The organism is Brevibacillus sp. NRRL NRS-603 (genome assembly GCF_003013445.1).
Taxonomy (GTDB): domain Bacteria; phylum Bacillota; class Bacilli; order Brevibacillales; family Brevibacillaceae; genus Brevibacillus; species Brevibacillus formosus.
In genome coordinates this window covers 46941-60354 of record NZ_PXZN01000019.1, presented here as the reverse complement: position 1 = coordinate 60354, position 13414 = coordinate 46941, and the positions used below count along the sequence as shown (strand labels likewise).

Annotated in this window: 16 protein-coding genes; all 16 read right to left on the bottom strand. The window is 49.2% G+C overall.

Annotated elements, in window-relative coordinates; genetic code table 11:
- Positions 1 to 32: 32 nt before the first annotated feature.
- A complete protein-coding gene (locus C7R94_RS18220) occupies positions 33 to 1346 on the bottom strand; it encodes a VWA domain-containing protein (protein ID WP_106783454.1) in 1314 nt (437 codons plus the stop codon).
- Between the two features lie 35 nt (positions 1347 to 1381).
- A complete protein-coding gene (locus C7R94_RS18215; RefSeq protein ID WP_047072366.1) occupies positions 1382 to 1582 on the bottom strand; it encodes a hypothetical protein in 201 nt (66 codons plus the stop codon).
- A 32-nt stretch (positions 1583 to 1614) separates the two neighbouring features.
- Positions 1615 to 1815, bottom strand: a complete 201-nt coding sequence (locus tag C7R94_RS18210; protein ID WP_233220597.1) for a hypothetical protein — start codon at positions 1813 to 1815, stop codon at positions 1615 to 1617.
- A 26-nt stretch (positions 1816 to 1841) separates the two neighbouring features.
- Positions 1842 to 2510: a Tad domain-containing protein gene (locus C7R94_RS18205; RefSeq protein WP_106783449.1), complete on the bottom strand. Its 669-nt coding sequence runs from the start codon at positions 2508 to 2510 to the stop codon at positions 1842 to 1844.
- Positions 2510 to 2956, bottom strand: a complete 447-nt coding sequence (locus tag C7R94_RS18200; RefSeq protein ID WP_233220600.1) for a TadE/TadG family type IV pilus assembly protein — start codon at positions 2954 to 2956, stop codon at positions 2510 to 2512. Before C7R94_RS18200 ends, C7R94_RS18205 begins: the two co-directional genes overlap by 1 nt.
- Positions 2946 to 3668, bottom strand: a complete 723-nt coding sequence (locus C7R94_RS18195; protein WP_047072369.1) for a hypothetical protein — start codon at positions 3666 to 3668, stop codon at positions 2946 to 2948. Before C7R94_RS18195 ends, C7R94_RS18200 begins: the two co-directional genes overlap by 11 nt.
- A gap of 23 nt (positions 3669 to 3691) precedes the next feature.
- On the bottom strand, positions 3692 to 4546 hold the full coding sequence (locus C7R94_RS18190) for a hypothetical protein (RefSeq protein WP_106783447.1): 855 nt from the start codon (positions 4544 to 4546) through the stop codon (positions 3692 to 3694).
- Between the two features lie 15 nt (positions 4547 to 4561).
- A complete protein-coding gene (locus tag C7R94_RS18185; protein ID WP_106783444.1) occupies positions 4562 to 5698 on the bottom strand; it encodes a hypothetical protein in 1137 nt (378 codons plus the stop codon).
- 31 nt (positions 5699 to 5729) lie between these two features.
- The gene (locus C7R94_RS18180) at positions 5730 to 7163 is read right to left on the bottom strand and encodes a vWA domain-containing protein (protein WP_047072372.1); all 1434 of its coding nucleotides are present in this window, start codon (positions 7161 to 7163) and stop codon (positions 5730 to 5732) included.
- Positions 7164 to 7273: 110 nt separating this feature from the next.
- Positions 7274 to 7486, bottom strand: a complete 213-nt coding sequence (locus C7R94_RS18175; RefSeq protein ID WP_016740291.1) for a hypothetical protein — start codon at positions 7484 to 7486, stop codon at positions 7274 to 7276.
- 109 nt (positions 7487 to 7595) lie between these two features.
- On the bottom strand, positions 7596 to 8531 hold the full coding sequence (locus C7R94_RS18170) for a type II secretion system F family protein (RefSeq protein WP_047072374.1): 936 nt from the start codon (positions 8529 to 8531) through the stop codon (positions 7596 to 7598).
- A 4-nt stretch (positions 8532 to 8535) separates the two neighbouring features.
- The gene (locus C7R94_RS18165; protein WP_047072375.1) at positions 8536 to 9462 is read right to left on the bottom strand and encodes a type II secretion system F family protein; all 927 of its coding nucleotides are present in this window, start codon (positions 9460 to 9462) and stop codon (positions 8536 to 8538) included.
- A complete protein-coding gene (locus tag C7R94_RS18160; RefSeq protein ID WP_047072376.1) occupies positions 9440 to 10828 on the bottom strand; it encodes a TadA family conjugal transfer-associated ATPase in 1389 nt (462 codons plus the stop codon). Before C7R94_RS18160 ends, C7R94_RS18165 begins: the two co-directional genes overlap by 23 nt.
- Positions 10829 to 10841: 13 nt before the next feature.
- Complete coding sequence (locus C7R94_RS18155; RefSeq protein ID WP_106783442.1) at positions 10842 to 11999, bottom strand: CpaE/TadZ family protein; 1158 nt, start codon at positions 11997 to 11999, stop codon at positions 10842 to 10844.
- A 3-nt stretch (positions 12000 to 12002) separates the two neighbouring features.
- The gene (locus tag C7R94_RS18150; protein ID WP_106783439.1) at positions 12003 to 12842 is read right to left on the bottom strand and encodes a CpaB family protein; all 840 of its coding nucleotides are present in this window, start codon (positions 12840 to 12842) and stop codon (positions 12003 to 12005) included.
- Positions 12843 to 12939: 97 nt separating this feature from the next.
- Complete coding sequence (locus C7R94_RS18145; RefSeq protein WP_106783437.1) at positions 12940 to 13395, bottom strand: prepilin peptidase; 456 nt, start codon at positions 13393 to 13395, stop codon at positions 12940 to 12942.
- Positions 13396 to 13414 lie beyond the last annotated feature (19 nt).

Genomic DNA, 13414 nt, shown 5'->3' with positions numbered 1-13414 from the left:
GCAATCGCTTTTGTACGGAGAACCCATTCCTGTTAGTTTCCACTGTATTTATCCTCAATTTCCTCTCTCATTTCCTGATAGGTCTCGGTTGTGAGACTCACCAAGTAATTGGTAAGCTCCTCCTTGGACTGTGTAGCCAACGCTTCTCTTTCTTGCCTTTTCCCAGTAAGGTACTCTCTCGCTTCATTGCCAATCTTGCCACTTGCAGACAAATACTCGATCGCCATTCCGATGTTCAGGCTCTCCCGCCAGTTTTTCTCGTACCAGTCCCGGTCGTAAGCATCCACCCATTTTTTGCGGTCGATCAAGACAGCGCCTGCTTCTGTCAAAGCCTCCCGTTTCCACTGCTCCCACTTCTGGGCAATTTCTTTCGCCCGTTCCAGCTCTTGCTTGAACTGCTCGCGGTTCGTCACATTTGCATACAGACCTTCTGACGCGTGGGCAATCTCCTTCAATTGCTTCTGCCCTTCTGCATTCACGTCAAAGCCGATAACGTTCAGCAACGGCATAATTTTGGACTGGGACAATTCCTTGGCTACTGCCACTGGATTGCCATCGCACGTCTCGATACCGTCACTGACCAGATAGATGACATTCGTATTTTTATCCGCTTCGAATCCCGCCAAATCCTCCTGAGCGAGACGCAAAGAGTGCGCAATGGATGTCCAGCCCGTCGGCTCAAACATGTCAAGTGCTTGCTCAAGACCCTTCGCATCGTAGGCTTGCAATGGATAGACCATTTCACTGCTGCCGCAGGAAAGCTGCTTATGTTCATCAGCATTGCTGCCCTTATGACCATACACGCGCAGCGAGATTCTCGCCTCTTCAGGCAGTGCTTCCGCGAATTCCTTGATCGCTTCCTTGGCGAGCTGCATTTTCGTTTTGTCCCCAATTTTCCCGGCCATACTGCCGCTTGCATCCAAGATGATTTCTACGTTGAAATTTTCCCGAAACTGAAATCGGGCGTCCTCGATGTCCGGACTCCCATACGAAGCCATTCTCCAGCGGTCTACAACCATTTGGGGACTGAGGTAATCCTCGGCAAACAGGGTAAGCAATTGATTCCAGTACAAATCCAGGTAAGCATCATTCATCCCGTCGACCACGGTAGGCATTTTATCCAAAACCTGTATGATCTCCGCTCGATGCGGATAAGCTGCGTGAAAAAATTGCGTGCCGGCAAGCGGTCCGGGCTGTGAAGCAATCAATTCCTGTGTCGTCTGCGGCCATTGATTTTGTCCGAGCCCTGCACCCGCTCCCACTGCACCCAGGGAACAACCGGTAAGCAGAAGCATGATCAAGATGCTGTTGATCAAGAGCGACATCCGTATTTTGGTGTTACGCATTCGGTCATATCCTCCTTGCCTTGTTGCCATGTTGATCAGATCGCCGCGTTTTTCTTTCGGATGAACGCCAGATGGTTTCTTTTGATAAAAGGCATACCGATGGCGAGGATGAGCAGCTGCAACGGGAACTCTTCTCGATAAAATGCGCCGATGATCGTAGCCGGCAAAATCAGGGCGTAGAAGTAAATCATCATGTATCGCCAAAAGCGCTGCCAGTTTCGTTCCTGTCTGGACATGGCTTACACCTTCCTTCTCGTACACTTGATCATCACCGATTCATTTCTTTTCGGCGCAAATGGTCCATGCCAGCCTGTTCAATATAAGGAAGGGCAAACATAAAAAAGAGCAATGCATACGGGAGCTTTTCCCCCAACGCCATGAACAGACCGGACAACGGCAGGAAAACGCCATAGATGATCACCGTCATTACATTCCAGAACCGCTGCATTTTTTGTAGCTTTCTTGTCATGCTATTTCCTCCAATGCTCGCCGTTCCTACATGGGGATATGCAGATTCGCCCATCCGCTTACTTCATCAATAAAACCGATCCGCCTGCTTTCACCTGTCTGGTAGATTTGCTCGGAATAGGCGGGCATGAAGTCAAACCCCATCGATTCCGATTCGTACTTTACAGAAGTAGTTACTTCAATCCGATTGTCGTTGTTGAACAATTGGACGGACGAGCCGCTGAGTGTTGCTTTGTTGTCTGATAGCACTTTGGCAACCACTCCAGGAATTTTGGCTGTTGCCGTTTGCAAGCACGCGTAGACATAAGTCTGCAACTCAACATCGCCTGGCAATGCGCTGCTTAATACCGAGTCAATCGCACCGTATTCAATCTCGCTATGAGACCAATCGGGGTGCGCTGCTCTCAGCTGGCTCCTAGCAACTGATAGTCTGGGACCGAGGTAATTTTGGTCATAGTACCGTTTGGGTGACGCATCATATATTCTTATAGCCGCATCCATCTCATCATATATATCCTTCACCGCCGCAATACTCGCCTGCTGCGCACTGTTCGATGCCTGCTCCTTGTCTACAAAAATGGTCGAAAAGTTGAAAAGCGCAACAAACACCAGCATGAACATAAACCAGTAAATCGTCAGGGTGAAGATCGTCATATTTCCACGTTCATTTTGCAAGTGACGCAGGATACGTACCATTAGTTCATCACCCTGCTCGTTATTTCCCGATCAAATGAGATATATCGATCTTCCTTCTCGATATATAGCCAGTCAGGGAGAAACGCCAGCTCCATCTGTACGCCGACCTTGGCGGTAAAATATCCGCTACCATTCCCCGTGATATCACAATCATTGAAGGAGATGTAGCCTCCTGCCGCGTTCACCACGTTTTTGGCAGCTTGCATGGCTTCTCCCGAATTCCCCGTTATGGCGTACACCTTCGCCGCCTCATTGGCTGCCGACTGCGAGATGATTACGCCGTAGACACCCACAAGAAACTGCCAGCAAATCAGCATGATCAGAAAGACGAACGGCAGTATGGCGATAAACTCCACGGTGACGGAGCCCTTTTCATTCGCAACAATCCTCTTCAGGCGCATTCTTCGCTCATCTCCTTTCGCGCTTATTTGCAAGCTACCTCTCATCAAGCAGCAATCCTCCCGACACAGCGGCTTCTGCTCCTGCCGCTTCTTCTTTCCACTTATTCACGTACATCATGAACATGACCGCAAAAAACGGAAGAACAATCACGTTGAGCAAAAGCTCGATAAACATAACCGCTCCGAAGGTCGAGGTGATGGACGTGACGAGGAACAGACCCGCCAAACTGATTAGCCATTCCACCAAGCTCACTAGCAACAGTAAGCCAAAGATTTGCAAAAAATGCTTTTTCCCCATTTCCAGGGCACCTCGCCAAGAGCGCCAAGCTGATTGTTTTTTCAGCACCACGAAAAACGGAGTCAAATAAAATAGAACCAGAATGATCAACCCAGGTATCATGAATAGCATCATTCCTGCGGATACAAGAAAGCTAAACACGATCCCGAAAACGAACACGGAAAAGCTGTGTTCGAAAAAGGCTCGAAATGCCTTTCGAACCGGGCGCTCATCTCCGTCCAAATCACTCTGGACATACTGGGCGAAAGGAATCTGGAGGATCAGCAAAAACAGAAGAAGTAAAAAAAGATTGAAAAAGCTTGCAACGAATTTGGCACCCGTGATCGCGGCGATCAGGTTCAGGTAGTTCAGTGTAAAGTTGTGGATGATAAAAAATGGAACCACGAGCACGGCGGACAAGAGCAGCAAAGATTCGATGTTCCGTGCATAAAAACGAATGCTTTCTTTGAAGGGATGCATATGGGTTTCTCTCACCTTTCCTGTTATGGGTTTCGCAGTTTATCCATCAGCCCGTTTTCCAAGATGGTCATATTAAGCTTTTCGTGGGCCTCCCGCAACTGTTCAACCGAATGGAAAGACTCATGTTTCCCTGTCGTATGCGTTTCAAAGCTTTTCACGGATTCATCGGCAATATTTCGCAGTGTTTTGTCTTTGTATACAGAGAGCAGGTCGATTAGCTTTTTTCGTTTCTGCTCCTGTATCCGATCCAGTTCTACTCGATTGGATTGGAAAAACTGGTAAAGCCGATCCACCGAGTCTTTGATCAGCACCTGCTTGCGAATGCGATCATACAGAATGTAGTCGGATTCAAATAACACATCCCGCAATGCCGTTTCCTCTCCCGCGATGACGTAGTTGCGAGCGAAAAATTGATTGAGCAGATCCATCCCTCGAGCATAAATGGCACGCAACTGGTCCCGGCTTTCCATCATGGTTTTGCAAACGTCGATCAGCTTCTCTGCATCTTGCCTAAGCACCGTGTCCATCTTATCCTGGCAGCTGGGCAAAAGCGCCCTCAGATACTCGTATTTTTGCTCGTACATCTCGATCGGCTTCTCTTTATCAATGGCCAGATTGTTCTTAATCTTGCGCCCCGCATGTGCATGCACCAAAAACAGTTTTACGACGGGCTCTGCTTCCTTGCGGCGAACCACTTCACCATCCGGTCGCAGCACCAAGTACCCGACAGCGTCTTTTTTTCCCCATTTCCAGTACGCTACATGGTAGTAATATTGTCCGTCTACGTAGGCCGGGTAATTATACAGCTCTGTCCTCTCTAAGAAACGCTTATTCCGCTCGATCTGAGCCTGAACCTGTGGTGTATTCACGACTTTCATAGCAAAGGACCTCCGTTACGCAAATAAGGATTTCACCCAGCCAACAGCTTTTCCGACCCCATCCCGGATTCCACGAGTAATCGCTCCGCCGGCTAGCTTGTCAGCGTACTTCACGAGTTTGCTCAATCCCCACAAAACGGCACCAGTGACAACAAGCACACCACCTACGGCCTGCCCGCCTGGTATGACGGAAGCAATGACCCCTGCGTCCATCAGCACACTGCCGAAATTACCGACGCCATCCACAAATTTCTCATTTTGTGTGGCTTCACTCTGACTCGGGTCAAACGCCATGCCAAAGCTTCCAAATGTATCGATAACATCAAACGGAAGGCTGATAGCTGCTACGCCAACATTCAAACCTTTCACGATCCCCGGCATCCTGACGCCGGATGGATTTGCCGAATTCGTGAGCTGACCGCCTTGGAAAATATCCCGGAAGCTGTTATTCGGCAATTGCGCCAACACAAACTGATAGTTGGCCCATGCGTTCATCCCGTCGAGTGTATCAACACCCATGCCTGTTACAGTACCTGCATACGGCGTATTCTTGAAGGCTAAATCAAGGCCTTTTATTGCCAGGTCTCCCAGTAACATGCCTTTGCCCCGAAGTCCCGTCGCCATATCTACTTCGCCGTTCATAAGCAAATCAGCGCTGTATGCCAGCGTACCGCCCATTACGTCTTTGAACGTCCATTTGATTGCACCGTATTCCAGCGTCTCCGTCATCGGTTTCGAACCGTCAGAGTTTGCGCCGGGTGGCTGCATTTCTATATTCGTTGTCGGGGCGGTTGCGTTTGGCGCTTGCGGGTTCGGTTGATTGACATTCGGCGCTTGCAGGTTCGGTTGATTGACGTTTGGAGCCTGCAGATTTGGCTGCTGCCAGTTCGGCGCCTGCATGTTCGGTGCCTGCACATTCGGCTGCTCCCAGTTCGGCGCCTGCACATTCGGCTGTTCCCAATTTGGCGCCTGCACGTTCGGCTGCTCCCAGTTTGGCGCCTGCATGTTCGGTTGCTGCCAATTTGGCGCATTGTAATTCGGCGCTTGCAGGTTAACAGATGATGCCAAAGCCGCAAGCGGAAGCAGATTCATCAAAAGAATCAGAAAAGCAAAGGTAGCCGCTGCAATTGGGCCTCTAATCCATTTCCTCACTTATACAAACCTCCTTTTGGAGATTTCGACTTTAGTTCGTTTTCGTATTCTGCGCAAACTTATTGTTGATCGCATTCACGGTTTCCTTATAGGACTTATCGTTCAAGGAATCCAGAAAATCCTCCAATTCGTCCGCCTTTTTCTTGGCTATATCCTTCTGTTCGTCCTTCATGGTTCGGAGACGATTGGCAAGTTCATCCGGAATCATGTCATCCGCACCCATAGTCGTAATGGCAGAATTCATATTGTAGCTTTCATCGCCAGCAATGATTCTCCAGTCTGCTGCGAACGAACTGATGTCTGTCTTACGTGATATGCGCGTGTCAAAAGCCTGATAGGACGCATCTGCTTTCCACTTTTTCCATTTGTCTGCAATCTCTTTCCCACGATTGAATTCTTCCTGTAGTTCTTTTTGATCCTGAATCAGTACGTAGCGGCCTCCTGCTGCCTTGGCCACTTCTTTTAGCTGTTGCTGCCCTGGACCGTCCACACCAAAACCAATTACATTAATAATCGGAGTGATCGCTGATTGGGAAAGTTGTTTTGCTGCTTCGGCGGGGTTTCCGCCGCATGTTTCGATACCGTCGCTAACCAGGTAAATCATATTGGTGTTTTTGTCCCCGGAAAATTTGCTCAAATCCTTCATTGCTTCCTGCAAGGAGTAGGCAATCGGGGTATATCCCGCAGGCTGAAACTGATTCAAGGAACTCTGCAGTTTTTCTTTGTTGTAAGGCTGCATTCCGTATACCAAATCACTGCTGCCGCAAGAGAGCGCTTTATCAGACTCTTTCCCGCTGCCCTTGTGTCCGTATACGCGCAGAGCCACATTGGCCTGTGGCGGCAATGATTCAGCAAAGGCTTTGATTGCATCTTTGGCAGCCTCCATCCTTGTCTTGCCGTTCGCCATTGCACCCATGCTGCCACTTGCGTCTAGAATAATCTCCACATTGTAGTTTTCCTTGTACTGGTAGCGAGGATCTTCGATTTCCGGACTTCCGAAATAATCCATCTTCATATCATCAATAATTTGTTGCGGATCGGGATAGCTCTCCGCGAACAAACCTAAAAGGGCAAGGTAATACAGATTCGCGATTTCTTCGTCTGGATTTTCAATATAAGGGAATTTCTTTAATTCCGTTTCTATCTCTTCCTTGTTGTCGTCATACGACTTCCCCGCAAAAAGCCCAGGAGGAGTGTTCAAAAAATCCTCTGTTGTTTCCCGTTTTAGCAAGGGGCCAGCCTTTACCATTGCCTCCAACGCTTTTATTTTTTCTTCTCTGCTCATCTCGGTGTTCGTTTCACCAGTCTTGTCTGGAGGCTGTTGTGTTTCTGTGCCTGATGGAACAGAGGGTGGCTGCCCATCCGTGGTCTGTGGAGTTTCCGGTTGATTTCCTGCCTCTTGAGAACACGCCGTGAGCAGGCTAAAAAGGAGGATGGCCGCAAAAATTCCCTTCACAAATCTCATCGACTGCTACCTCCTGCTTCCTACAGATTTACTATGTATGTGTGGCGGTGAAGGAAAGCCCTTCACCGCCAACTTTTCCAACGCTTGTAACCAAACAGCATTCACTCAGATTACTTCCCATCCAAGTCTCCGATGATATTGCCAAGCGTTTCACCAATTGATTTTCCCACACCGTCAGGATTACCTTTGAAGTAAGTGATTACTGCTCCAAATACGGCGATCACCACACCTGCCAGCGCAATCCATTCAATGGCTTGAGCACCTTTCTGATTTTGCAGGGCTCCTTGGACTTTTACATACAGTTTTTGCATCATGGTTTTCATAAAAAATCTTCTCCCCTCATGGTTAAAATAAATTTGATAAGGCACATTGTTCACATTACTCATCCCATCTTGGTGACAGGCATCACCTCCCATAAAGTCAAAACATACATTATGGCATGATGCCAGAGAACAAATCGAGGTTCTCTAAAATATTCAATACCATCAAACCGCCAATCAGGATAATCGCTGTAGGAGTCACGACAAACGTTGTGATCAGGGTTACTTTCGGCGACGCCTTGGCCGCCTTTTCCTTGATCAGCTCTTTACGGATTCTTCGCATGTTTTCGGCCTGTGCCTTGAAGGTGACGGCAATCGGTACCCCCAGGCGCATCCCCTGAATGAGCGCTTTGATCAGCATTTGAAACTCCGGATTATCGTTGCGTCGAAGCAATTGTTCATACGCCTTTTCCCTCTGTACACCCAGATCCAGCTCTTGATTGAAACGGGAAAACTCTTCCCGAATCGGTCCGTCAAAAAACTTGATGACTTCGCGCAATGCCTGATCGAGACTTACCCCTGCTTGCAGGGTGACGCTCACGGTATCGAGAAATTCCGGCAGGTCATAACGAAGCTGATTTTGACGATCGCGGGCTTTGTTCTTCAACAGAAGGATAGGCAGAAAGTATCCAACCAACGGCCATGCGATCAGGCCCAGATGCGACAAGGGAAAGCCAAGAATGAAAAACAGCGTGCCGGCAATGATGCCGAGCAAAGCCATAAATATTTTGACTCCTTGAAATTGGGCAACTGTCAAATCTAACGGGCGTCCAGCCTTCAAGAGCCAGTCCTCAACCTCATGTGACTCACTAAAAAAGTTGATGCGCTGACCCATGACCGCATAGTCGTCTCCATACCGAAGCAGGCGTTTGACCAGACGTTCGGATGAAGTTTCCTTCTTGCGCACTCCGTAGTTTTTGTGTCCGGTCACCTCATGGACATGTGTGAGCAGTTTTTGCTTCTCGATGGAGTAGCGATACCACTCCTTCAGACAGATGGCGAACAGCAAGAGAAACAAGAACACGCATGTAATTATGAGAGCATCCATGTTTTCACACCTTTATGTTGGTCACTTTCTTTACGAGGATATAGGACAGGAGAGTTCCGATTACGAACAACCCCAGAAGAAAAAGACCAAATCCAGAAAACAACGGATCAATAAAGCCTTCGTTCATCATGTTCATCATCAGTACCAGGGCAATAGGCATAATCGGCACTAAGATGGAGACGTATCGCTGTTCTGCGGTCATCGTCTTGATCTCCTGATTCACAATGCGGCGATCCTCCAATGTCTCCGCCATTTCCTGAAGCACTTGGCTCAAATTCCCCCCTGCGCGCCGTTGAATCAGCAGCGTAGCAGTAAAGATACGGAAATCCCGCGTCGGTATCCGTTTCTCCATGTCAGAGAGCGCCCGGTCAAAGCTAACCCCAAGCTGCAGCTCGCGCGCCATGCGGCTGAACTCTTCGCCAGCAGGGTAATTCATCTCTTTCGCAACAAGCGTGATCCCCTGTGAGAGCGTAAGTCCTGCCCGCAGTGAGTTTGCCAAAAGGCGGCACACCTCGGACAGCTGTTCATTCAACCGTTCCTGGTACTTATTTCGTCTTACAAAGAACAACACGTTCTGTATGAGATACATCACCGCTGCACCAATAATAATGTTGTAAGGAAAGGGAATATTCACAACGTTACTGAGCAAGAAAGCAAGTCCCATAGTCCCTACAATCAAAATTCCGTAAAACTCGGAGGGCGCAAGGGGGAAATTCGCTTTGATCAGCTTTTTTTGTATTTCTTTGGCATAAAGCGTCTGGTCGAATTTGTCCCCCCAGACGATGACGACGCTTTTTCGTTTGCCCTTCACCTCAAACCATTCTTCTGCTTTCTTTTTCCATTCGGTCTTCTTGGCCCGGTAACCGAGATATTCATAGAGGCCCCAGATACCAAACAACACCGCAAGACTAAACAGAATAGGCATGGTCACGCTGCTTCCCTCCTTCCGCCCTGAACATGGATTCGTCGAGATTGATTCCAAATACTTGGAGCCTCTCCAAACAGCGCGGGATCACTCCGGTTGCCGTAAAGTAGCCAAGCACTTCCCCGTTTGCGCCGATACCCTTTCGCTGGAAACGAAAAATCTCGTTGACCTCTACCCGTTTGTCTTCGGTTTTCGCCACTTCTGAAATGGAAACGATTTTCCGCGTTCCGTCAGACAGACGTGTGACCTGGACGATGATATCCAGCGCACTGACGATATATTCACGGACGATCGTGGAGGGCAAATCCATCCCTGCCATGACGACCATCCCTTCCAAACGGTTGAAGGCATCCTGCGGTGAATTGGCGTGTACCGTGGTTAGCGAGCCTTCATGTCCCGTATTCATTGCCTGCAGCATGTCAAATGCTTCCGCACCCCGTACCTCCCCGACGATGATGCGGTCTGGCCTCATCCGCAGGGAGTTTCGCACGAGCTGACGAATGGTGACTTCTCCTGTTCCCTCCATATTGGGCGGGCGTGCCTCCATGCCAATACAGTTGGGGTGAGTCAGCTTCAGCTCGGCCGAATCCTCAATCGTGATGACACGTTCATAGTGAGGAATGGCTTTTGCTGTCGCATTGAGCAACGTCGTCTTACCGCTCCCCGTACCGCCTGAGATCAAGACGTTCATTTTGGCTTCCACTACGGCTTGAATAAACTGGGACATCGGTTCACTGAAGGAACCGAACTGCATCAGGTCATCCATTAAATATGGCTCTTTGCGGAATTTACGAATCGAAACGAGTGTCCCATTCAGGCTGATCGGAGGGATGACCGCATTCACGCGGCTTCCGTCCTTCAATCGGGCGTCGACCATCGGTGAGCTTTCGTCGATTCGGCGGCCGAGCGGTGCGACAATCCTGTCTACAATATGCCGCAAATGTTCCTCATCGCGAAATTTTAAATCGGTCAACTCGAGCCTTCCCCGCTTCTCGACGTAAACAAGGCTGTGCCCATTAATCGAGATTTCCGTGATTTCCGGGTCTGCGAGCAGCGGTTCGAGCGGCCCAAGCCCCACTGATTCATTGATCAGACGAGTGAGCAGTATTTCCTTTTCATTTCGTGGAATGACTACCTTCTCTTCCGACATGTATTGTGATACGAGACGTTCGATCGCGAGACGCATCTCATCTGAACGTAGACTAGTCAGTCTCTCCAGGTTGGTCTCACGCAAGAGTCGGGTCTTGTAATGCTCAGCCAGTTCGTCAATATACGGATTGAAGGAAGGAGCTGCTAGTGTGGCAGCGAGTGTCGTCTGCTTTGCCTCATCCCCTGGCGCTGTCTGCTCTTGCTTGCGTCGGAATAAAGCCATCTAACTCCCACCTTTATGACAGTTTCTTGAGTACCCATTTTCTGATGTCTTTCGCAGCCGGAGAGAGCTTCTTCTCATTCGGTTCTTTTTGCAATGGTCGGCCTTGATTGACGGCCGCTTGCACTCCTTGATGATCTCTGCTGATTTCAGCAGTAATCGGAGCGTTGAACAATCCTTTCAAATCCGATACGTTCAGCTCGTTATCCCGTCCCACCTGGTTGACGATCACTTCGAGCCTGCCTGCCGTATCAATCCGAAGACGTCTGAACAAGTCTTCCACGAGTCGATAAATTTGAACGGACGGTGTGTCCAGATTCATCACGTAGTAAATCATGTCCGACTCAGACAAAGCAGCAAAGGTTAGCTCGTTCATATGCGTTGGCAGGTCAATAATGACAAAGTCATAACTGCGGCGACTGGCGCGGATCAGCCTGGTGACAAAGGCTTCGGACATATTCTCGGCTATTTCGGCATCCCGCGGGCTGACAAGCACCTCCAGCTTGGAATAGTTCTCCCTCTGCGCCACGTTGCGAATATGAAATTCGTTGATTTCGTCCATAACCGGCATCAAATCGCCCAATGTACGGTTGTTTTCAAACGACAAGAAGGTTTCTACACCGCCGTATTGGAGATTGAGGTCGATGAGCAGCACACTTGCCGTAGATTCCAGCTTCAATGCTTGCGCAAAGCCTGTTGCCAGCTGTGTTCGCCCGCTCCCCCCTTTTCCGCTGTAAAAGGAGTACACCTTCCCCCGTCCTCGCACAAAGGCCTTGCCGGATACATCCGCGCCCTTTTTTCTCTGTTTGATGAGGGATAGATCGGATATTTTGTCGAGACGATCAGACAAAAGGTTGAGCTCATCAGGCATGACGATATATTCAACCGCACCCGCACGGACGACATCTCGCAGCAAGACAAAATCCTGTCTTTCCGTGAGATAAATGACAATGCCCTCCGGCAGCTCGCCTTGTATATACTGCACCAGCTCTACTCCTGCTCCGTCTTCCGGCTGCACGAGCAAAACGACATCGGGTCCAATGCGGTCAATTTCTTTTTTCACTTCGCTGGAAGTCGTGTATCGTACTTGCTCGTAAACGGACAGAATTTCCCTCAGCATGTCTTTTACAGAGTCGTAATCCGCAACGACGAGAATTTTCATATCTTTGTTCATGACTTATCCTCCGGTTTTCGGTGGTTGATTAGTTGGCTGCGGTGGTACCGAAGTTGGTTTGCTTTGTGGCTGAACCGGAGCCGCTGGTGGTGTCTGGACGGCGGGCTGGACGGCAGGCTGTGCCGCAGGTGGCGTTACTGCTGGTGTCCCCGGCTTGGCGTCGGCTGGTTTGCCAGGCGGTTTCGTCTGTTCCGGCGTAGGCTCCACAAACGGATCAGGAATGCCCAAGTCTCCTTTGCCCACATTCGCTTTCAAAATGCGAACCATCTGGGCGTAATGCTGCTGGTGAATGAACTTCGGCGCTTCCTCAAACGGCAGTTCCAAAGCCACGCCCTTGAAGCTATTCTCCGATTTCGCTACCATGGCGACCGGCACGTCTTTCATGAACACTTCCGTTACGGGCTTTCCACTCACCTCATGCGAGATGATGATGTCGACCCGGTCTAGCGCTTCTAACTCCTGGTCGAAGACGATATTATTCGATGAAAATACCGTCACGAGCCTGTTGTTCTCGTCCCGAACAACGTTCGCCGGCTTCATGATGTTTTTCGTAATGATATCCCCCTTCGACAAAGGGACAATCGTGACTTGATTTTTCAAACTGGCTTTATCGATCACATACGAATCATCCGCATACTTTTTGGGGATTTCCCTTACCGTCAATTGGTCGGGTTGAATCAGTGCCCGAGATGGAATGTCTGCATTCGCCTCGTAAATTTCCACCATCTCGCCAAGCTGCGCGTTCAAGTCCTTGATTTTTTGCAAAAACAGAAAGCCCGCCAGAGCAGCAAGTAGGAACGATAATACAAGGAAGATGATTGCTCTACGTTTTGATTCCAACATCTGAAGATTCCCTCTCTTTTTTGAAAAATCCATTCATGTGTCATATTTTGTCGTTTTATTACCAAGATTCCGAATCGACACCCTTATGAGAAAAAGACTAGTAATACATGACCATGACCAGCATCAAACTGGTTCCGCCAGCAACAAATGGCGCCAGTGGTATCTCTCGGCCAATCTTCATTCTGCCCGTCATCTTGGATATGACCCACATGGGAAGTACACTGACTCCCGCGAGCAAATACGTAAGCATGAGTACTATCAATCCCGCTTGCCATCCAACCGCCGCTCCCACCAGAGCCAGCAGCTTGATATCGCCTCCGCCCATCTGCCCTTTACTGATCACCGCCATGAGCAGTGAGATTCCGCCCAGCACGATAGCGCCTATCGCATAGGTTAGCCATTTTTCCGGATGAAGGAACGCATGCACGAGGAGAAAATAAATGATTCCCGGGAGCGTCAGCCAGTCATAAATGAGACGACTGCGTAGGTCGGTATACATAGCGACTGCCATTATGAAAAGAATGGGAATGATGACATACATGGATAACACCATATGTCCTCCTTCCTGCTTT

Coding starts and splice junctions, on each gene's coding strand:
- C7R94_RS18220 (WP_106783454.1), bottom strand. CDS start 1,346: ATGCGTAACACCAAAATACGGATGTCGCTCTTGATCAACAGCATCTTG.
- C7R94_RS18215 (WP_047072366.1), bottom strand. CDS start 1,582: ATGTCCAGACAGGAACGAAACTGGCAGCGCTTTTGGCGATACATGATG.
- C7R94_RS18210 (WP_233220597.1), bottom strand. CDS start 1,815: ATGACAAGAAAGCTACAAAAAATGCAGCGGTTCTGGAATGTAATGACG.
- C7R94_RS18205 (WP_106783449.1), bottom strand. CDS start 2,510: ATGGTACGTATCCTGCGTCACTTGCAAAATGAACGTGGAAATATGACG.
- C7R94_RS18200 (WP_233220600.1), bottom strand. CDS start 2,956: ATGAGAGGTAGCTTGCAAATAAGCGCGAAAGGAGATGAGCGAAGAATG.
- C7R94_RS18195 (WP_047072369.1), bottom strand. CDS start 3,668: ATGCATCCCTTCAAAGAAAGCATTCGTTTTTATGCACGGAACATCGAA.
- C7R94_RS18190 (WP_106783447.1), bottom strand. CDS start 4,546: ATGAAAGTCGTGAATACACCACAGGTTCAGGCTCAGATCGAGCGGAAT.
- C7R94_RS18180 (WP_047072372.1), bottom strand. CDS start 7,163: ATGAGATTTGTGAAGGGAATTTTTGCGGCCATCCTCCTTTTTAGCCTG.
- C7R94_RS18175 (WP_016740291.1), bottom strand. CDS start 7,486: ATGAAAACCATGATGCAAAAACTGTATGTAAAAGTCCAAGGAGCCCTG.
- C7R94_RS18170 (WP_047072374.1), bottom strand. CDS start 8,531: ATGGATGCTCTCATAATTACATGCGTGTTCTTGTTTCTCTTGCTGTTC.
- C7R94_RS18160 (WP_047072376.1), bottom strand. CDS start 10,828: ATGGCTTTATTCCGACGCAAGCAAGAGCAGACAGCGCCAGGGGATGAG.
- C7R94_RS18155 (WP_106783442.1), bottom strand. CDS start 11,999: ATGAACAAAGATATGAAAATTCTCGTCGTTGCGGATTACGACTCTGTA.
- C7R94_RS18150 (WP_106783439.1), bottom strand. CDS start 12,842: ATGTTGGAATCAAAACGTAGAGCAATCATCTTCCTTGTATTATCGTTC.
- C7R94_RS18145 (WP_106783437.1), bottom strand. CDS start 13,395: ATGGTGTTATCCATGTATGTCATCATTCCCATTCTTTTCATAATGGCA.